The following is a 20,033-nucleotide window of genomic DNA, read 5'->3' as shown; positions in this document are numbered from 1 at the left end:
TCCCTGTCTATGGTGTGTTCGTAACCAATAAAACAATACGACCGTATCGCTGTTCAATACAACCAGTGCTTTTTTGCGATTGAGCAACGACACGCGCCAACGGGGAAAATGATAATGACCTACCGTGTGGCCATGGGTGGTTTTCTGCATGAGACCAACACCTTCGCGCCGAGTCCGGCGACCTTTGCCGACTTCGAGCAGGGTGGCGGCTATATGCCCATGGTTCGCGGCCAGGAGATGCTGGCTGCGTGCGCTGGCATCAATCTGGGTATCTCCGGCGCCGTAGAGGCGGCAGAACAGGCGGGGTGGGAACTGGTGCCCCTGGTCTGGGCCGGGGCCATTCCCTCTGCACCGGTGACTCGCGATGCTTATGAGCGTATCGCCGGTGAAATCGTTGAGGGAGTGAGGAAAGCAGGGCCTGTAGATGGCGTTTTCCTGGACCTGCACGGCGCCATGGTATGCGAGCACCTGGACGATGGTGAGGGCGAACTGCTGGAGAGAGTGCGGCGCGTAGTCGGCCCTGCCGTTCCCGTGGTGGCGTGCCTGGACCTGCATGGCAATGTCACCTCCCGGATGGTGGAGATGGCGGACGCGATGGTGGGGTTCAGGACCTACCCTCACATCGATATGGCCGATTCCGGTGGTAGAGCCGTTCGGGTGTTGGCCAGGCTGATGGCCGGTGAGCGTTTTGCCAAAGCGTTTACCCGATTCGATTACCTCATTCCCATTCCCTGGCAGTGCACGGACCTGGAGCCGGCGGCAAGCCTTTACCGCCAACTCGCTGAGGCGGAGCGGCAGGGCGCTGTCAGCGCCTCGCTGTTCATGGGGTTTCCGGCGGCAGACTTTGCCGAATGCGGCCCGACACTGGCGGTTTATGGCGAGACAACCGAAGCCGCCGAGCGTGCAATGACGGAATTGGCGCAAGCTTTTGCCGCGGCGGAAGCGGAGTTCTCCGGTCGTGTGTATGACGCGCAGGCGGCAGTGGCCGAAGCGCAGCGCCTGGTGGGGGCCGGGGCTAAGGGCCCGGTGATACTGGCCGACACCCAGGATAATCCCGGCGCTGGCGGCGACTCGAATACCACCGGCATGTTGCGTGCGCTGGTTGAAGGTGGGGTACGCGATGCCGCGATTGGCCTGCTGGTAGACGCCGAGGCTGCACGGCTTGCCCATGACGCAGGAGAAGGAAGCCTCGTTGCTTTGTCGCTGGGCGGCAGCTCGGGGGTGGCGGGCGATTCCCCTTATTCCGTCGAGGCTCGGGTCGAGCGGTTGGCGTCCGGTCGATTGACCGCCAGCGGGCCTTTTTACGGTGGCGCGCAATTGGATCTGGGGCTTTCCGCCTGCCTGCGTATCGGCGGTGTCCGGGTGGTCGTCACCAGCCACAAGGCGCAGATGGCCGACCGTGAAATGTTCCGGTTCGTGGGTATCGAGCCGGAAACCACCGAGATCCTGGTGGTAAAGAGTTCCACTCACTTCCGGGCCGATTTTGCGCCCATCGCTTCACACATCCTGATCTGCATCGCGCCGGGCCCGATGGCGTTTCATCCAGCCGACCTGAACTGGACTCGACTGGCGCCGGGCATGCGGCTGGGGCCACTTGGCAAAGTCTTTCAGCCTGCCGCACCTCACAACAACAAACTCAACATGAGGGATGACGTATGACGATCGACAATCTGAAGTCCCGCTTCGTACATAAATGGCCAACTGCCGCCGCTGTGGCTCTCTCGGCAGCCGCGTTGACGTTGCCAATGGGCGTCAAGGCTGAAGAGAACACCATTACGGCGGTGATGCACTCGAGCCTTCGGGTGCTCGACCCGATCATTACCACGGCGCACATCACTCGAAATCATGGCTACATGATCTACGACGTGCTGCTTGCTTCCGATGAAGAGTTCAACCCGCAGCCACAAATGGCAGACTGGGAGGTATCGGATGACGGTTTGACCTACACCTTCACCTTGCGGGAAGGGCTCCTGTTCCATGATGGAGAGCCGGTAACGGCCGAGGACGCGGTGGCCTCGCTGGAGCGCTGGGGCGAGCGTGACTCCGGTGGGCAGTTGATTTTCGATGTCACCGACCGGCTTGAAGCAAGTGACGATCGCACCATCAGTTGGACGCTCACCGAGCCGTTTCCGCCCTTGATCGACACACTGGCCAAGCAATCCGCCGTACCGCCCTTCATCATGCCGGCTCGCATTGCCGCGACCTCTTCCGACTCTTCGATCTCGGAGCATATCGGCTCGGGGCCTTTCCGCTTCGTGGCGGAAGAGTACGAGCCGGGTGTCAGCGTGACCTATGCGAAGTTTGAGGAGTACGTTCCGCGCGATGAGGAGCCGAGCTGGATGGCCGGCGGTAAGGTCGTGCACGTGGACCGGGTGGTATGGACCTCGATGCCGGATGCGCAAACGGCAGTGAATGCGCTGGTATCCGGTGAGATCGACTATATCGAGCAGGTTCAGGTCGACCTGTTGCCCATCCTCGAGTCGAGCCCCGATGTCATCGTCGAGAACCGGGATCCACTGGGTTATCAGACCATGGGCCGGCTCAACTTCAAGCATCCACCCTTCGATGACAAGCGTATTCGCCAAGCGGCGCTGAAAGCGATGAACCAGGAGGACGTGCTGGCCGCGATGATGGGCGACCCGGACTATTACGACGTCTGTGGTGCGATTTTCGGTTGCGGTACGCCGTTGGCGGACGATACCGGCTCCGAATCGCTGCTCAATGGAGGCGACCCGGAGGGCGCCCGCCAACTGCTCGAAGAGGCCGGTTACGACGGCACGCCCATCGTGCTCATGCAACCCACGGATGTGAGCAGTCTCACCGCCCAGCCGGTAGTGGCTGCCCAGGCCCTGCGTAATGCCGGTTTCACTGTCGACATGCAGCCCATGGATTGGCAAACCTTGGTCAACCGCCGTGCCAGCATGGCTGCGCCTGACGAGGGTGGCTGGAATGTCTTCTTCACCAATTGGATGGTGCCTGAAATCACTTCACCTCTGATCAACGTCATGCTCAATGGCAGAGGGGAGGATGGTTGGTTCGGCTGGCCGGAAGACGAGGAGCTCGAGGCGCTGCGTGCCGAGTTCATTGCCGCTGAATCGCTCGAGGAGCAGCAGGAGGCTGCACGCAAGCTTCAGGCTCACACGCTGGAGGAAGTCATTTACATCCCTCTCGGGCAGTACATGATGCCGCAGGCACGGCGTGACAACATCACCGACATGATTCCTGCTCCGGTTCCGGTGTTCTGGAACATCCAGAAACAGTGAGGCAGGCCGCGGGCGGCAGCGTTGTCGCCCGCATTGCGAAGCCGTTGAGCTGATTCTCCGGGCGGAACCCAAGGAGTAGTGGCGGATGTTCGTCTATATCCTCAAGCGCCTGCTGGCGGTCATTCCCGTACTCGTGATCGTGGCGCTGTTCGTTTTTCTGATGCTGAGGCTGACGCCGGGCGACCCGGCGGCGATTCTTGCCGGCGATTCGGCAACGCCTGCCCAGTTGGAGCGCATTCGCGAGAATCTGGGCCTCAACCTCCCGCTGCATGTGCAATTCATTCAGTGGGTGACCAATATGCTGCAGGGCGATTTAGGCGTTTCGCTGATTTCCAATACCCCGGTCAGCACCATGATCGCTCAGCGTATCTGGCCGACGCTCAATATCGCTCTGCTGACCATCACCATCTCCGTCCTGCTGGCAGTGCCCATGGGGGTCCTGGCTGCCTGGCGGCACCGTAGCTGGATCGATTACGCGGTAATGACGTTTTCGGTGTTGGGTTTCTCGATACCCGTTTTCGTCATTGGTTATGTCTTCATCCAGATTTTTGCCATTGAGCTTCGTTGGTTGCCGGTACAGGGCTATACCGCGCCGACGAGGGACTTTGCCGCCTTCCTTCAACGAGCGTTGCTGCCGGCGTTTACGCTGGCCACCATCTACGTGGCGCTGATAGCTCGCATGACGCGAGCCAGTATGCTCGATGTGCTGGGGGAGGATTATATCCGCACCGCTCGCGCAAAGGGCTTGCGAGAAAATGTGATTCTTTTCCGGCACGCCCTACGCAACGCAGCGGTGCCCATCATGACGATCATCGGTACGGGGTTTGCGTTGCTGATCGCCGGCGTGGTGGTCACGGAGAGCGTATTCAACATTCCCGGGGTCGGCCGGCTGACGGTGGATGCCATTCTGGCGCGTGACTATCCGGTCATTCAGGCCATGATTCTGCTCACGGCAGGCCTTTATGTATTGGTCAATTTGTTGATCGATATTTCCTACACGCTCATCGACCCGAGGATCCGTTACTGATGGCTCAGATTACGCAACCCTCGTCTGCGATGCAGGTGGTGTTGGGAGTGCTGTCATTTCCCCGGCGCTGGCGGTTGGGAGCCGGCCCTGTCATGGCCGCTGTCGTGCTGCTGGTGATCGTACTCTCGGCGCTGCTGGCTCCTTTCTACATTCCCTATGACCCCATGCAAATGAATTCTCTGAACCGCTTGCAGCCGGCGGGGCCAGAGCATTGGCTTGGAACCGACCAGTATGGGCGTGACCTGTTCAGCCGCATCATGATGGGTGGACGTGTCTCGCTGATGATCGGGATAGGGGCGGCGGCATTCAGCGTATTGGTGGGGCTGATAATCGGACTGGTTTCAGGGTTCTTTCGTACGGCCGACGCCATCATCATGCGCATCATGGACAGCTTGATGGCCATCCCGGCCATTCTGCTGGCCATTGCCCTGGTCGCCTTGAATGGCCCCAGCATTTGGTCGGTCATCGTGGCCATTACCATTCCTGAGGTGCCAAGAGTGGTGCGTCTGGTGCGTTCGGTAGTGCTCAGCGCCCGCGAGGAGCCTTACGTGGAGGCGGCCATCGCCCTGGGCAGCACCATGCCGCGCATTCTTTGGCAGCACCTGATGCCGAACACGTTACCGGCACTGATCGTTCAGGGCACTTATATCTGTGCTTCGGCCATTCTCACCGAAGCGCTGCTTTCGTTTCTGGGCGCTGGGGTGAGTACCGAGATTCCTACGTGGGGCAACATCATGGCGGAGGGGCGCACTTACTTTCAGATCAACCCCGGGCTGATCTTCTGGACGGGGGCGGTACTTTCGCTGTGCATCCTGTCGATCAACCTGTTGGGTGACACGGCTCGCGACATGCTGGATCCGCGGCTGAAGAAGCGGGAGGTTTGAGGATGAAGTTCAAGACCAAGGACCTGGACCGAGCCGAGGTAGTGCTGGATATACGCCATCTCACCGTGAGGCTCGCAGGAGCCGAAAGTGGCCAGGAGCCGGTGCTCAACGACGTTAGCCTACGGGTGCGTGCAGGGGAAACCGCTTGTCTGGTGGGAGAGAGTGGTTCCGGCAAGTCGGTGACCTCGCTTACCGTCATGGGGTTGCTACCCAAGGGAGCGCTGGAAGTTGCGGGCGGCGAGATCGAGCTCGATGGCGAGCAGCTGCTCAGCATGACGCCAAGCCAGATGAGGCGGCTGCGGGGTCAGCGTATCGCAATGATCTTCCAGGAACCCATGACGGCCCTCAATCCCGTCATGCGGGTGGGCGACCAGATTGCCGAGGTACTCAAGACACACGCTTCTCTTGCTGGCCAAGCGTGCCGTGCCCGTGTGTTGGATGTCATGGAGCAGGTGTACCTGCCGGATGTCGAGCGGATCTACGCTTCTTACCCGCACCAGCTCTCCGGTGGGCAGCGTCAGCGCATCATGATTGCGATGGCGTTGGTCATGGAGCCGCGCCTGTTGATCGCCGATGAGCCAACCACGGCGTTGGATGTGACCACCCAGGCCCAGATCCTCTCGCTGATTGCAGAGCTGCAGGAACGCCACGGTACGGCGGTGCTTTTCATCACCCACGATATGGGGGTGGTGGCCGAGGTGGCTCACACCGTACACGTCATGAAGAATGGACGTGTGGTTGAGCATGCGCCGGTGGAGCAGTTGCTGCGCCGCCCTGTGCAGGAGTACACCCACCGTTTGCTGACGTCGGTACCGAGCTTGTTGCCGCGGCCCGAGCGCCCCGTAGGAGCAACTGAGCCCGTGCTCGAGGTGCGCAATTTGAACAAGACCTATGGCCGGGGCGGCTGGCTGTTCCGCCGGCCTGGCACGGCTGCGGCGCGCGAGGTCAATTTCTCGGTCATGCCTGGCAGGACCCTGGGCATCGTGGGGGAGAGCGGTTCCGGAAAATCCACGGTGGCACGCAGCATCATGCGTCTGGTGGATCCCAGCTCGGGAGAGATACATGTCGCCGGCAAGGAAATCGCCCGGCTGTCACGGCGCGCACTGCGGCCGCATCGCCGGCATTTCCAGGTGGTTTTTCAGGATCCGTTCCGCTCTCTCAATCCGCGCTGGAGCGTAGGCCGCAGTCTTACCGAGGGGCTGGTCAACTTTGGCACGCCTCAGCGTGAGGCCAGGGAGCGCGCCTTGGAGATGATGGAGCTGGTCGGCTTGCCGACGGATTCGCTGCAGCGCTACCCCCATCAGTTCTCCGGTGGCCAGCGGCAACGCATTGCCATCGCCCGCGCGGTGATGATGCGACCGGACGTTCTCGTTGCCGACGAGGCGGTATCCGCCCTCGATGTGTCGGTACAGGCCCAGGTGTTGGCCTTGCTCGATGAGATCCAGCTGAAGCTGGGCATTGCCATTCTCTTCATTACCCACGATCTACGGGTGGCGGCGCAGATTTGCGATGACGTGATCGTGATGCAGCATGGCGTCATCGTCGAGCATGGCAGCGCTCGCGAGGTGTTGACGTCGCCTCGTCATTCTTACACCCGCAGCCTGATCGATGCCGCACCCGGTCGCGAGTGGGATTTCGCCAACTTTTGCGAACTGCAAGTGGCTTCCTGACATATCACAACGTTACCGAGAGGTGCTTCATGCCGACTATCTCCCGTATTGCCGAGTACCAGGATGAGCTGGCCGAGATCCGCCACGACATTCATGCTCACCCGGAGTTGGGGTTCGAGGAGACTCGCACTGCGGCGCTTGTTGCCGAGAAGCTCCGCGCCTGGGGCATCGATGAGGTGCATACCGATATCGCGGGCACCGGCGTCGTGGGGGTGATCAAGGGGCGGGAGGAGGGGCGCTGCATCGGGCTGCGGGCCGACATGGATGCGCTGCCGATTCAGGAGGCTACCGACTTGCCCTACGCCTCTCGTCATGCCGGCAAGATGCATGCCTGCGGCCATGATGGCCATACGACCATTTTGCTCGGTGCCGCTCGCTATCTGGCCGAGACACGTGATTTCGCCGGCACGGTGGTGCTCATTTTCCAGCCTGCCGAGGAGGGATTGGGTGGTGCGCGCCGGATGCTGGCCGATCGCCTCTTCGAGCGCTTTCCCTGTGATGAGATCTACGGCATTCATAACGACCCCACCAGCGACCCCGGTAAAGTGTCGGTGACTCCGGGGCCCGCCATGGCGGGAGCGACGTTCTTCGACATCGTCATCGAAGGCAAGGGGGCACATGCCGCGATGCCCCATCAGTCGAACGACCCTGTCATCGTGGCGGCGGAGCTGATTCACCAGCTGCAGACGGTGGTTAGCCGTAACACCTCGCCGACCAGCCCGCTGGTGCTCTCCGTCACTCAGGTGCATGCCGGCTCGGCTTATAACGTGATTCCCAACGAGGCGACCTTGGCCGGCACCATACGCTATTTCGACGATGAGGTGTGCGAGCGCACCCACGAGCGCATCCGGCAGCTATGCAAGGGGCTCGAGCTGGCCCATGAGGTGAAGATCCGGCTCGACCTGCGCAACATCTTCAATGTGCTGGTCAATGAGCCCGGTTGCGCTGGCGCCTATGTGGCAGCCGCCGCTGAGGTTGTCGGAGAGGAAAACGCAGCGCTGGTGGATCGGCTGGTAACCGGCAGTGAGGATTTCGCCGACATGCTGCAAGTGGTGCCGGGCGCCTACTGCTGGGTGGGGCATGCAGGGAGCGTTCCGTTGCACAATCCCGGTTACGTGCTGGACGACGGTATCCTGCCGGTAGGCGCCAGCATCATGGCCAGGGTGGTAGAGCGCCGCCTGCCGGTTCAGCAGGGGGCGAGTGCATGACGATTACGGTTTATCCTGCGCGGCGCATTCATACGCTCAACCCTTCACAGCCTGAAGGGCACTATCTAGCAGTCAAGGATGGTCGGGTGCTCAGCGTGGGGCCTCTGGAGGCCATTCGGGCCTTTGGCGAAATCGAACTCGACGACCGCTTTGCCGATAAAGTGCTGGTGCCTGGCTTTGTCGAAGGGCATAGCCATGCTCTGGAAGGGGCGATCTGGGATTTTGTCTATCTGGGCTGGTTCGACAAGCGGGACCCTGATGGCCAGCACTGGTCGGGAGTACGCGATGCCGAAGCCATTCAGCAGCGGCTTCGGCAGCGTCTGGTCGGACACGACCCGGCCAAGCCGTTGCTTGCCTGGGGGTTCGATCCGATCTACTTCTCCGGTACCCGGCTGGACAAGCGTTTGCTGGATGCGGTGAGCGGCGAGATACCCATCGTCGTGATGCATGCGAGCCTGCATGTGATGACCGTCAATTCGGTAGCCCTTGCCCAGGCGAACATCGCTGCGCAGGAGATCGATGGCATCGTTCGCGATGCCCAGGGGGAATGCATCGGTGAGCTGCAGGAGATGCCTGCCATGCATCTCATCTTCGATCGCTACGATATCGACCTGTTCGAGCAGGCCAGCCAGCCGCGGGCGTTGCGCCAATATGCCCGAGCCGCGCGCCGTGAGGGGATCACCACCATCGTCGATCTGCTCAACCCGTTGAGCGATGAAGCGATCGATGCCATGGTCGAGACCACCCGGGCGCCGGGGTATCAGGTGCGCCTGGTGCCGGCGCTGAATGCGCTGGCCTGGTCGCCGGAGGCGGGCAACGAGCAACTACGCAAGGCCATGGCCAGAGGCCATGAAAAGCTGCATTTCGGTATCGTCAAGATAGTGACCGACGGGGCGATTCAGAACTATACCGCGCGCTTGCAGTGGCCAGGCTATCTGGAGGAAGAGCGGCAGGGGGTGTGGAATGCGCCGCCTCAAACGTTTCACGATCTGGTGCAGTATTACCATCAGGCGGGCCTGCAGCTACATATCCATACCAACGGCGATGAGGCCGTGGCGATCATGCTCGAGGCGTTGGAGGAGGCTCTGGCGTTGTGGCCACGCCCAAACCACCGACACACGCTTCAACATGTGCAGCTGATTCGCCAGGATCAGCTGCTGCGCGCTCGGGAGTTGGGGCTGTGCCTGAATATTTTTGCCAACCATATCTATTATTGGGGCGATATCCACCTTTCGCGCACGTTGGGCTTCGATCGTTGCCAGCGGCTCGAGCCTGCAGCCAGCGCGGAGCGCCTCGGCATTCCATTCGGTATTCATTGCGATGCTCCGGTGACCCCGCTGTCTCCGCTATTCACCGCGCACTGTGCCCATGCACGCGAGACTGCCACGGGCCAGGTATTGGGCACGGCGGAATCCATCGGCCGCCGAAGTGCACTGGAGGCCATTACCCTTGGGGCTGCACGCACTCTGCACCTCGATGCCTACCTTGGCAGCTTGGAGCCAGGCAAGTGGGCCGATGTGGCGGTGCTCGATGAGGATCCGCTCGATGAGCATGTGCCGCTGAAGGAGATAGGCGTCCACGGCACCCTGCTGGGAGGCGTACCGACCCATGACTGAAGCGAGCACACCGATAGGTGTGACGTTGATATGTGGCTTTCTCGGTAGCGGAAAAACCACTCGTATCAACGCCCTGATCGCCAATGGCGAGCTGGAGAACGCACTTTTTCTCGTCAATGACTTCGGTCGCTTGAATATCGATGCCTCGCTGATCGAGTCGCGAGAGGGTGAGGTGGTGCGGCTCAACAACGGCTGCGCATGTTGCGGGTTGGCCGGCGACCTTTCGGCGCAGCTCAGGCGTATTCGTCGCTGGCCCAGGCCACCTTCACGGATGGTGATGGAGGCGAGCGGTGTTGCCAGGCCGAGGCCGCTGGCACAGCTGTTCACCGCGGCGCCGGGATATGCCTTGGAACAGGTGGAGTTTCTGGTGGATGCGTCGACTCTCGGTTCGTTGCTGAACGACCCCAGCGTGGGCGAGCTGGTGCGCGATCAATTGAGGGACGTAGAGAGAATCAGCGTGAATCGCTGGCATCACCTGGAGGCGGCTGAGCGTTGCCACCTCGTGACGCGGCTGAAGGCGCTCAACCCGGATGCCATGCTGCAATGGGACGACGCTCTACCGGAGCCTCTCGACAATATGGAACGAATGGTTGACCGAAAAGTTGACCGAGGTGAAGCGGATGAGGGCAGCCGTGCCGTTGGGCTTACGCCGGGTGCGCTTGCTTCCTTGAGTATACGACTGCCAGCGAGGCTGGATGCGGGTCGGTTAGGCCGGGCTTTGGATGCCGCGCGCCCTTTCCTTCTGCGTGCCAAGGGTTTCATCCATGCCGGCGAAACCCGTGATGGCCTGACGCTGGTTCAATGGACTCCCAGCGGTTGTCGCTTCACGCCCGCGCATGGCGACAAGCCTGCGGTGCTGGTGCTCATCGGCAAAGGGCGGGATAACCTCGAAGCGTTGGCCGAGCGGTTATCCGTACTGTCCCAGATGGCAATTACCGCTTCTCTGCGTTGAGGGCACATGCGGTTTGGCAGCTCGTCAGTGGCCCTCGCCGACAGGTTGTTTTCGGTCCTTGGCGGTCACCTTGTCGATGACGACTTCGGGGTGGTGACGCTTGATCGCCTCTCGAAACGTCTCTTCCTGCTCGTCGGGGACATCGATGATCAGCAGCATGGAGCCCCGCTTGATCGCCTTGTCGTACTTGCCGACTTTGACGTCGCGTACCGAAACGCCGACCATCGTGCTGGTCCACACGCCGAACAGGGCGCCAAAGAGCATCATGCCAAGCGCCATCCAGATGATATTCGTGTCGATCAGCACATAGTGAGCGATAAAGCCCAGCACTAGGCCGAGTACGGCCCCGACGATGGCGCCGCGAATCGAGGCGTTGACCACATCGGTCGTCTGGATCAGCGTGGCGACTGGCACGCCCTCCTTTTCCAGCGGTTGCCAGTCCTTGCCCATGACATGCAGATCATCCTTGGGCAAGCCCATCAAATTCAGCTCGTTGACCACCTCGGTGGTGGTTTCCTTGTCGGGTATCAAAAAGTACAGGCGTTGCATCATGCCCCTCCTTCCTTGTAGGGAGAGTTTCGTCCTTCCTCACCCTGTAGGTGTAGCAGTCTTGCGGCGGAGCTTGCCAGGTGCCTTGCGCTACGACAGGGCGCGCTCGAGCATGCCGGGCTGGCGGGGGAGGAGGCCTACCCTCAGGCCCAGCGGCCGATATACGCGGTTCATGGTGTCCAGCGTGATGTTGGCGCGGTTGCGCTCCAGGTCGGAGAGGGTGCGCCGGCTGATTCCCACCAGCTTGGCGTAGGCGTCCTGGGAGAGGCCCAGCACGTCCCGCCGCAGTATGCGCAGAGCATCGCCCTCGTTGATCTCTTCGGCGAGCAGTTGGCGTACGACCTCCACCAGCTTCGCTTCGCGTTCGTCGGGGTTTAGCTCACGTCTTTTCATGGCATGCTCCTGTTCATTAAAGCTTCGCACCGTTTGAGCAGCATAATGCTCAATTTTGAGCCAAGACGTAAGATTTGAGCAGCATGATGCACATTTTGCATGCACGAGGAAATTATCCCGATTGGGAAAATTCTCACTGGTTGGGGGGTGAGGAGCTGAGTTTTTTTCCCGCTAGGGAAAAGTGCGCTAGGTGAGGGAGCGGCTGCGCCACCGGCCGGCACGCGAGGCGTGCCGGTCGGGGTGGTGCGGGCTTCAGGGCGCCGGCGGTTCGCCCAGGATGTCGGGCCCGGTGCCCAGCTTGGCCTCGATGGCCTGGCCGATGGCCAGCAGCCGCGCTTCTTGCCAGGGGCCGGCCAGTACTTGCAGCCCGACCGGCATGCCGGCGGCATCGCGGCCGACCGGCAGGGTCAGCCCGCACAGCCCCATGAAGTTGGCCATCACGGTGTTGCGCAACGCCTTCATGTTGGCCTTGGGGTAGGCGCCTTCCGGCTCAAGGCTTTCCAGCGTGGGCGGAGTGATGGCCACGGTGGGGGTGAGCACGGCATCCACCTGGCCCATGCGCTCGGTAGCGGCGGTGCAGAGCTTGTCGAGCAGGCTGCGGCGCCGTACGTACTCCCAGGCGGGCATGTCGTCGGCGGCGTGAATGCGGGCTGCCACGTTGGGGTCGAGCGCGTCTTCCATTTCGGGCAGTTCGGCCTTGAGGAAGGCGGCCAGCTCGGCGGCGGCCAGGCCGCCTTTCTGGAACAGCTCGTAGGCTTCGTCGGTGTTGGGCAGCTCAAGGGTGACCACCCGCGCACCGGCGGCTTCCAACTGGCGAATGGCCTGTTGCACGGCTTCGGCAATGCCGGGGCTGCAGTCGTCCCAGAAGAAGGATTCCGGCACGCCGAAGGTGAGGTCGGCCAGCTCTGGGGTGGCGCTTACCCGTGAAGGCCGCGGGCTCAAGTTCGCATCCAGGGCGTCGAAGGCATAGGCCAGATCGTCGACCCGACGGGCCAGCAGCCCGGGGGTGTCGAGCGTGGTGGAGAGCGGCACGATCTGCTGCGCCGGCCAGCGGCCGGCGGTGGTCTTGAGGCCGGCTACGCCGGTCATGCTGGCGGGAATGCGAACCGAGCCGGCGGTGTCGGTACCCAGCGCCAGGCCGGCGGTGCCGCTGATCAGCGAAACGCCCGCGCCGGAGCTGGAGCCGCCCGGTGTGCGGTGCGCCTGGCTGTCCCAGGGGTTGCGCGGCGCGCCCCAGTGGGCGTTGGTGCCCAGCCCGCCGAAGGCGAACTCCACGGTGTGGGTCTTTCCCATCAGGCTGGGTAGCTGGGCCAGCAGTGCCTCGACGATGGGGCCCGGCCGCTCCCAGCTGGCCGGCAGGCGACGCGAGGAGCCGGCGTAGGTGGGCAAGCCCGGTACGGCGTAGATGTCCTTGATCGACACCGGAATGCCCATCAACGGGCCGCTGTCGCCGCCTTGGGCGATTAGGGCGTCGGTGGCGCGGGCGAAGGCCAGGGCGGCCTCGCCTTGCCAGGTGAGGTAGGCGTTGTCGTGCTTGCCCCGGCTGGCGTAGGCCGCGCAGGCGGCTTCGGCCAGCTCGCTGGCGCTCAGCGTGCCGTCACGCAGGGCAGCGGCCTGCTGGCGCAGGGGCTGGAGCAGCGGTGAATTCGTGGTCATGCAGTCTCTCCTGGTCAAGAGGCCCTGTTCAATCGCGAATCTCGAAGATCGCTTCGACTTCCACCGCGGCGTTGCCGGGCAGGGTCGCCACGCCGATGGCGGTGCGGGCGTGGCGGCTGGCCTCGCCGAACAGGTCGATGAATAGCTCAGAGGCGCCGTTGATGACCAGCGGCACGTCGTGGAAGCCGGGCGCCACGTTGACGAAGCCATTCATGCGCACGCAGCGCACCACACGCTCGATATTGCCATCCACGGCGTCGCTGAGCGAAGCGAGCAGGTTCAGCGCGCAGGCCTGGGCGGCAAGCTTGCCGGTTTCGAGATCGAACTCGGCGCCGACCTTGCCGGGGTAGAGCACTTCGCCGCCGCGCTCGCAGATCTGGCCGGCCAGGAACAGTTGGTTGCCGAGCCGCGACCAGGGCACGAAACTCCCCCGGGGCTGGGGAATGGCCGGCAGTGTGAGGCCGCGCTCGGCGACGGCTTGGGCGATGGTCGTCATTGTCATTGTCCTTGTGTCATGGGTTGAGCAGTCTTTCGACGGTGTCGGCAAGGGCGCGCACGGCCGTTTCGGCGTCGCTGCGCTCGATGTGTTCATCCGGGTGGTGGCTGATGCCGGCGCGGCAGGGCGTGAACAGCATGACGGTGGGGCAAACCCGTGCCAGGTGAATGGCATCGTGGAAAGCTCCGGAGACCAGCTGCGGGGCATCTGGGCTGTGCGACTTCGCGGCGCTGTCGGCGAGTTCGACCAGGGCTGGATCGAAGCTCACCGGTGCGACCCGCGACGTGACCCTAAGGCTGATATCGCAGCCGGACCATTGGCGTTGGGCCAGCTCGTGAAACGCGGTATCCAGCCTTTCGAGCACGGCCTGGCTGGGGTGGCGCAGGTCGATGGTGAAGTCGGCCCGCTGGGGAATGGTGTTGGTGGAGCCGGGCGAGACGCTGAACTTGCCGATGGTGAAGCGTACCTGGTCGTCCTGCTCGGCGACGGCATCGCGCAGTGCGCCGATCAGCGCATGGGCGCCCATGAGGGCGTCGCGGCGTGCGGCTTCCGGCGTGGTGCCGGCGTGATTGGCCTGGCCGTGCACCTCGATCTCGTACCAGTTGACTCCCTGGATGCCGCTGACGGCGCACACCGGCACGCCCAGGCTCTCCAGCACCGGGCCCTGCTCGATATGCAGTTCGAGGAAGGCATGAGGCACGAAGGGCGCGGGACGGAAGGCGGATGCCCCATGCCGCTCGAGTTCTGCGAGGCATGCCGCCAGGGCATCGGCAAAGCGGGTGCCTTGATCGTCATGGGCTTCCAGGATGGTGGCGGCGTCGCGCTGGCCGGCGAACCAGGAGGAGCCAGAGGCTCCGGGCGCAAAGCGTGCGCCTTCTTCGTTGGTCCAGGCCACCACTTCGATGGGGCGTGCATGCTCGATGTCTTGCTCTTGCAGCGTACGTAGCACCGCCAGCCCGGCTATCACGCCCAGCGTGCCGTCGTAGCTGCCGGCGCTGGGTTGGCTGTCCATATGGCTGCCGATGAGCAGCGCCGACAGCCCCGGCTCCTGCCCCTCGCGGCGCAGGAAGACGTTGCCCATGGCGTCGTGAAAGGCGTGACAGCCCAGCGCCTGGCCCTGTTCGATCAACCACAAACGAGCGCGGTTGTCGTTTTCGTCGAGCGCCAGGCGGCGCAGCCCCCGTGGCTGCAGCGCGCCGATTTCGGCCTGGGCCTGCAGGTCGGCCCAGAACCGCTCGCCATCGAGACGCTCGCCCAGGGAAGGAGTTTGACTCATGTTCGGGTTTCCTCTTTCCGGTGAGCGTCAGTAGATCAACGAGGGCACCCAGGTGCTGAACCAGGGTACGTAGGTGAGCACGATCAGGGCGATGAACATCACCACGATCAGCGGGATGCAGGCACGGAACACCTCGAGCAGAGACATGCGCGAGATGGCCATGGCCACGAACAGGTTGAGGCCCACGGGTGGGGTGATCATGCCCACCGAGAAGTTGACCAGGGTGATGATGCCGAAGTGCACCGGGTCGACGCCGACCTGGGCCGCAATGGGCTGCAGCAGCGGCGAGAGCACGATGATGGCCGAGGCGCTGTCGAGGAAGAAACCGGCAACGATCATGACCACATTGAACAGTGCCATCACCTGTACCGGATGGTCGGTGAGCGAGAGTACCTGGCTGGCCAACTGGGTCGGGGTGCCGGTGATGGCCAGCAGCCAGGAGAAGGCCGAGGCGCCCGCGGTGATCAGCAGCAGCGTGGCCGAGGTCAGCCCCGAGTTGCGCAGGGTGCCGAGCAGCTCGCGCCAGCCGATGGTGCGATACACCACCATACCGACGAAGAGGCCGTACATGCAGGCCACGGCGGCGGATTCGGTGGGCGTGAAGATGCCGCTGTAGATACCGCCGAGCAGGATGACCGGCAGCCCCAGCCCCCAGGCAGCGGACTTCACCGCGGCAGCGATCTCTCGCAGGGTGGGGAAGGGCGCCCGGGCGTAGCCCTTGAACGAGGAGTAGACCATGCAGTAGGCGATCAGCAGCGAGGCGATCAGGATGGCGGGAAGCAGACCTGCTGCGAACAGGCGCCCTACCGAGGTGCCGGTTACCGAGCCGTAGATGATCAGCGCGATGCTGGGCGGCACGATGGGGCCGAGCGTACCGGCGGTGGCGATCAGGCCGATGGCGAAGCGCTTGTCGTAGCCGGCCGCCACCAGGGCGGGGAACATGATCGAGCCGATGGCTACCACGGTGGCGGGGCTGGAGCCGGAGATGGCGCCGAACAGCAGGCACGAAAGCACCGTGGCGGCGGCCAGGCCACCCGGTACCCAGCCGACCAGTGCCTTGGCCAGTTCGATCAGCCGGCCGGAGAGACCACCGATACGCATCAGCTCTGCGGCCAGAATGAAGAAGGGGATGGCCATCAGCGAGAAGTTGTTCATTCCCGTGAACATGCGCATCGGCACGATCACCGGATTGGTGGTGCCGAAGAAGTCGATGGCGAGGAACACGGCGAAGGCCAGTGAAGCGAAAATGGGCAGCCCCAGCAGCAGCACCGCGAAGAAGATGGGAAGCAGAGCCGTAATCATGAGGAACTCCAGTCGTCAGACGAGCTTGTCTTTTTCGGCGGCGAGCTCTTCGGCGAGGCTGACCGGTGGCTTGGTCCAGGCTTCGTGAATCACCCACAGATAGCGCAGGATCAGCAGAATCCCCGAGACGCCGATCGGCAGATAGAACCAGGCCATTGGCAGGCGCAGGGCGGCGGTGAGCTGGCCACGCCCCAGGGTGTTGAAGTAGAGCTGGAAGCCGTAGTAGGCCAGGTAGCCGGCGAAGGCGATGCCGAGCAGGGCGGCGATGATGTGCAGCCAGCGATTGACGGCAGGCGGCACGAAGGCGTTGAGCACGTCGACGGAGATGTGCACCCCGTGACGTACGCCCATGCTGGCGCCGACGAAGCTCATGCAGATGATGGAGTAGATGACGACTTCCTCGACCCAGAAGATCGAGCTGTTGAAGCCATACCGATAGACGACTTGAAGCGTGGTGAGCACGGTGGCGATCGACATGAACACGACCATCGCCACGCTCTCCAGGAAGTCGAGTACCTTGTTGAGTGCATCGAACATGGTTGAGGCCACTCGGTTGGAGTCAGGGAAGGCACGGTACCGCTGCCCGGCGCTCATGGCGCGGGCAGCGGCAGACCTGCGGTTGCGTGGCTTCAGTAGGAGATGCCGACCTCGTCGTACACCTTGTGCAGCAGCTCGGTGGTCACCACGCTTTCGTATTCGCGGTGTACCGGCATGCTGGCTTCGATGAACGCCTCGCGGGCTTCGGGGGAGAGCTCGTTGATGGCGATCTCGTCCTGGATGGCCTCGAGAATGCGCTCTTCATCTTGCAGCGTCAGCTCGCGGGCCATATCGCGGCCGTTGTCGAACGCTTCGCGCATGACCTCCTGAAGGTCCTCGGGCAGGGAGTTCCAGGAATCGCTGTTCATCACGGCGGCATAGCCGTGGTAGGCGTGGTTGGTCAGGGTGAGGTAGTCCTGCACTTCATGGAAGCGCATGGTGTAGATGTTGGCCAGCGGGTTCTCCTGGCCGGAGACGACGCCCTGCTGCAGGCCGTTGTAAACCTCGGTGAAGGCCATGGCCGTGGCGTTGGCGCCGAAGTTCTGATAGGTGGAAATGATGATCGGCGCCTGCATGGTGCGCATGCGAATGCGCTCCAGGTCGTCCGGGCCTTCGATGGGTCGCTCGTTGTTGCTCATGTGACGGAAGCCGGCCCCCCAGAAGTTAACACCGTACATGTTGTGGGCTTCCAGGGTGTCGAGGATCTCACGGCCCACGTCGCCGTCCAGCACCTTGACCATGGTGTCGTAGTCCGAGATCAGGAACGGTAGATCGAGGATCTGCAGGCGCGGCTCGAAGTTGCCCAGGGTGGCCGTCGGCGGGATGCCGATGTCGATCAGCCCCATCTGGATCTGTTCGATGATCTCCACGTCGCCGCCCACCTGGGCTGCCGGCAACACGTCGATACGAATTCTGCCGTCCGAGTTCTCTTCCACTTCCTGCTTGAAGCGCAGCGCGGCCTGACCGTTCGGGGTGTCTTCGATCAGTACGTGAGCGAAGCGGAAGGTGTATTCGGCGGCCTGGGCCTGACCCATGCCAAGGGAGGCGGCGGCAATGGCCGCGACCAGCGTTGCTTTGCTCAGTTTGTTTTTCATCTTTCACCTCGTTGTGGGTTCTTGTCGCGTGTCCAACGTTGCTGGTTGCGCATGGGCAGCCGATTGCAGCTCGTACGCCATGCGTCATGACCTCGTTTCCCTGCGAAACTCGCCCGAGGCAGGTTCCTGGCTCATGTCCGCTATGGCGCGTCAGGCGGCCAGGAGTTTCACTCTCTCCGCCAGCGGCTGAGCGCCGGTGGAGGCAAGTAGTGTCGATAACGCCAGGCGTGCCTTGCGTGCGCTAAGGTCGGTAACCGGCATGACCCCCGCCGACTCCAGGCTGGCGAGGCTGCCGATGAACTCGTAACTGGCGTGTACGGGGCCGCTGGCGCAGCTGCTGACCACCATGACCGGTATGCCGCGTGCGGTGACATTGGCGATGGCTTGCATCCAGTCGGGAGGTACGTGGCCACGCCCAAGGCCCTCGATCACAAGTCCGACTGCACCGCTTGCCACCGCCGCTTCGATCAGGCTTGGCGAAGCGCCGAGATAAGCGGGCAGGATGTCGACCCGGGGCATGGCGCTCTCTATCGGTAAGGGCGTGCCTGCAGGACGCTGCGGGATGGCGCTCAGCCGCACTTGGGCGCCGTCCACGTACCCCAATGGCCCGGTGTCGGGGGCGGCGAAGCCGTGCACCTGAAAGGTACTGACCTTGCGTACCTGTCTGGCGGCGAAGATCGATTGGTTGAAAACCACCAGCGGACCGAGCCCGGCCGCTTGTGACGAGGCTGCCACCTTCAAGGCATCGGCGATGTTGCAGAAGGCGTCGGTGCCCGGTTCATGAGGAGCCCGCTGAGAGCCGGTCAGCACTACTGGCTTGCCGACGGGCAGGGTGATGTCGAGAAAGTAGGCGGTCTCTTCGAGGGTGTCGGTACCGTGAGTGATGACGATGCCGAGCACGTCGTCTTGGGCGGCGATATCCAGGCACGCTTCACGTAGGCCCAATAGGTCTTCGAAGGTAATGGCATTGCTGGGCTTTTGCAGGAGCGAGCGCACCTCGACCTGTGCGGTGAAATCGCTCGGCAGGCTGACCTGGGCCAGCAGAGTCTCGCCCTTGAGGGCTCCGGAGCGGTTGCGTCCCGAGGCGTCGAGCTGGCTGGCGATGGTGCCGCCCGTGGTCAGGACGACGATCTTGCTTCTTGTCATTGCGGTGTCCGTTCAGATGGCGCGTACCTATGACGCCTGCTTGCAAGACATCTGATGTCTGATGTCAGTTGTGATATGCTATGCAAAGATTTGCTACAAACGCAAGAGAGCGACACAATCGAGAGGCTATGGACGATACTTGAGGGGCAGGCAGCGGTGCGTTAACTGGTTGTTGTGTCTAATAAAAATTTGGAAGTTCGTTAACCGTAGAACGAGAGGCCACATGAGTACGAAACGCCAGCTCACCGCCCGAGCCACCCCATGCGACTCTTTTGGTGGCTCCATCGAGAGAAGCTCAGTGGCCATGCAACTGCTCGAGCGAATCAAGGGCGCTCTGATCCGTGGTGAGCTCAAGCCTGGCGATTTCCTGCCCTCCGAGACGGAGTTGACGCATAGTCTGGGCATCGGCAAGTCCAGCGTTCGTGAGGCCATCAAGATGCTCCAGGCAATCGGCATCGTGGAGGTGCGGCGTGGGCAGGGCACGATGATTCGGCGCGAACCCGGCGACCCGATCGTCGACCCCATGGCCTTCGGCATGATCCTGGCCCGCGGCATGACCCGCGACTTGCTCGAGTTTCGCCGGATGTTCGAGCCGGCCTACACCTTGCAGGCGATGGGCAATGCCACTGCGGAGGATCATGCGCGGATTCGCCAGGCCATCGATGACATGGAGGCGGCCATTGCCAACGGTGAGCAGACGGCGCGACACGATGTTGCCTTCCACCGGGCCATTCTTCACGCCACCCACAACCCGATGACCATTCGCGTCGGCGAGACGCTGCTGCAATTGATCGAGGCGGCGCTGGAAACCTCCATGCAGACCCTGCCCGACGTGGCACTGAAGGATCACAAGGCGATCTACCAGGCATTTCAACAAGGTGATGGCGAAGCCGTTCGCGCCGCCATCGAAGTGAGCAGCAAAAGCTGGGAGACCAATCTGACCTACGTGGAAGGAGAGACCTAG

The 20,033-nt window shown here is 62.6% G+C and carries 18 protein-coding genes; 9 read left to right on the top strand and 9 right to left on the bottom strand.

Translation table 11 applies throughout. The features are described from left to right. The first annotated feature begins 114 nt into the window (after nucleotides 1-114). The 8 genes from C4S71_RS02305 to C4S71_RS02270 all read left to right on the top strand — a co-directional run bounded on the left by C4S71_RS02305 (nucleotide 115) and on the right by C4S71_RS02270 (nucleotide 10,620). A complete protein-coding gene (locus C4S71_RS02305; protein ID WP_200825211.1) occupies nucleotides 115-1,659 on the top strand; it encodes a M81 family metallopeptidase in 1,545 nt (514 codons plus the stop codon). Then, nucleotides 1,656-3,263, top strand: a complete 1,608-nt coding sequence (locus tag C4S71_RS02300) for an ABC transporter substrate-binding protein (RefSeq protein WP_103968065.1) — start codon at nucleotides 1,656-1,658, stop codon at nucleotides 3,261-3,263. The genes C4S71_RS02305 and C4S71_RS02300 overlap by 4 nt, the downstream gene beginning before the upstream one ends. A gap of 85 nt (nucleotides 3,264-3,348) precedes the next feature. Beyond that, on the top strand, nucleotides 3,349-4,290 hold the full coding sequence (locus tag C4S71_RS02295; protein ID WP_103968064.1) for an ABC transporter permease: 942 nt from the start codon (nucleotides 3,349-3,351) through the stop codon (nucleotides 4,288-4,290). Beyond that, nucleotides 4,290-5,174, top strand: a complete 885-nt coding sequence (locus C4S71_RS02290; RefSeq protein WP_086508855.1) for an ABC transporter permease — start codon at nucleotides 4,290-4,292, stop codon at nucleotides 5,172-5,174. Before C4S71_RS02295 ends, C4S71_RS02290 begins: the two co-directional genes overlap by 1 nt. 2 nt (nucleotides 5,175-5,176) lie before the next feature. After that, entirely contained in the window at nucleotides 5,177-6,844 is a 1,668-nt protein-coding gene (locus tag C4S71_RS02285; protein ID WP_103968063.1) for an ABC transporter ATP-binding protein, read from the top strand. A gap of 29 nt (nucleotides 6,845-6,873) precedes the next feature. Continuing rightward, nucleotides 6,874-8,052: a M20 aminoacylase family protein gene (locus C4S71_RS02280; RefSeq protein WP_103968062.1), complete on the top strand. Its 1,179-nt coding sequence runs from the start codon at nucleotides 6,874-6,876 to the stop codon at nucleotides 8,050-8,052. Further along, complete coding sequence (locus tag C4S71_RS02275) at nucleotides 8,049-9,668, top strand: amidohydrolase (protein ID WP_103968061.1); 1,620 nt, start codon at nucleotides 8,049-8,051, stop codon at nucleotides 9,666-9,668. The genes C4S71_RS02280 and C4S71_RS02275 overlap by 4 nt, the downstream gene beginning before the upstream one ends. Further along, nucleotides 9,661-10,620, top strand: coding sequence for a CobW family GTP-binding protein (locus C4S71_RS02270; protein WP_103968060.1), 960 nt, complete (start codon nucleotides 9,661-9,663; stop codon nucleotides 10,618-10,620). The genes C4S71_RS02275 and C4S71_RS02270 overlap by 8 nt, the downstream gene beginning before the upstream one ends. 24 nt (nucleotides 10,621-10,644) lie before the next feature. Here C4S71_RS02270 and C4S71_RS02265 read toward each other — a convergent pair whose 3' ends face one another. The 9 genes from C4S71_RS02265 to C4S71_RS02225 all read right to left on the bottom strand — a co-directional run bounded on the left by C4S71_RS02265 (nucleotide 10,645) and on the right by C4S71_RS02225 (nucleotide 19,069). Continuing rightward, the gene (locus C4S71_RS02265) at nucleotides 10,645-11,172 is read right to left on the bottom strand and encodes a DUF1269 domain-containing protein (protein ID WP_103968059.1); all 528 of its coding nucleotides are present in this window, start codon (nucleotides 11,170-11,172) and stop codon (nucleotides 10,645-10,647) included. Nucleotides 11,173-11,259: 87 nt separating this feature from the next. Then, complete coding sequence (locus tag C4S71_RS02260; protein ID WP_103968058.1) at nucleotides 11,260-11,562, bottom strand: helix-turn-helix transcriptional regulator; 303 nt, start codon at nucleotides 11,560-11,562, stop codon at nucleotides 11,260-11,262. Nucleotides 11,563-11,814: 252 nt separating this feature from the next. Then, nucleotides 11,815-13,218 (bottom strand): amidase, encoded by a 1,404-nt coding sequence (locus tag C4S71_RS02255; RefSeq protein WP_103968057.1) that lies wholly within the window; start codon nucleotides 13,216-13,218, stop codon nucleotides 11,815-11,817. Nucleotides 13,219-13,246: 28 nt separating this feature from the next. After that, nucleotides 13,247-13,714, bottom strand: coding sequence for a RidA family protein (locus C4S71_RS02250; RefSeq protein ID WP_103968056.1), 468 nt, complete (start codon nucleotides 13,712-13,714; stop codon nucleotides 13,247-13,249). A 16-nt stretch (nucleotides 13,715-13,730) separates the two neighbouring features. Continuing rightward, nucleotides 13,731-14,990: a M20 family metallo-hydrolase gene (locus C4S71_RS02245; protein WP_103968055.1), complete on the bottom strand. Its 1,260-nt coding sequence runs from the start codon at nucleotides 14,988-14,990 to the stop codon at nucleotides 13,731-13,733. A 27-nt stretch (nucleotides 14,991-15,017) separates the two neighbouring features. Beyond that, nucleotides 15,018-16,292: a TRAP transporter large permease gene (locus tag C4S71_RS02240; protein ID WP_103968054.1), complete on the bottom strand. Its 1,275-nt coding sequence runs from the start codon at nucleotides 16,290-16,292 to the stop codon at nucleotides 15,018-15,020. 15 nt (nucleotides 16,293-16,307) lie between these two features. Next, the gene (locus C4S71_RS02235; protein WP_103968053.1) at nucleotides 16,308-16,829 is read right to left on the bottom strand and encodes a TRAP transporter small permease; all 522 of its coding nucleotides are present in this window, start codon (nucleotides 16,827-16,829) and stop codon (nucleotides 16,308-16,310) included. Nucleotides 16,830-16,921: 92 nt separating this feature from the next. Then, nucleotides 16,922-17,923, bottom strand: a complete 1,002-nt coding sequence (locus C4S71_RS02230; RefSeq protein WP_086508843.1) for a TRAP transporter substrate-binding protein — start codon at nucleotides 17,921-17,923, stop codon at nucleotides 16,922-16,924. 150 nt (nucleotides 17,924-18,073) lie between these two features. Continuing rightward, nucleotides 18,074-19,069 carry an asparaginase gene (locus tag C4S71_RS02225; RefSeq protein ID WP_103968052.1) on the bottom strand — a complete coding sequence of 332 codons (996 nt, stop codon included), beginning with the start codon at nucleotides 19,067-19,069 and terminating at the stop codon, nucleotides 18,074-18,076. Nucleotides 19,070-19,292: 223 nt separating this feature from the next. On the opposite strand from C4S71_RS02225, the gene C4S71_RS02220 reads away from it, so the two are divergent. Further along, nucleotides 19,293-20,033: a FadR/GntR family transcriptional regulator gene (locus C4S71_RS02220; RefSeq protein WP_234238852.1), complete on the top strand. Its 741-nt coding sequence runs from the start codon at nucleotides 19,293-19,295 to the stop codon at nucleotides 20,031-20,033.

Source organism: Billgrantia desiderata (assembly GCF_900108215.1).
Taxonomy (GTDB): domain Bacteria; phylum Pseudomonadota; class Gammaproteobacteria; order Pseudomonadales; family Halomonadaceae; genus Halomonas; species Halomonas desiderata.
Note: the sequence above shows the minus strand (reverse complement) of the source record. Positions and strands in the feature narration are given on the sequence as shown.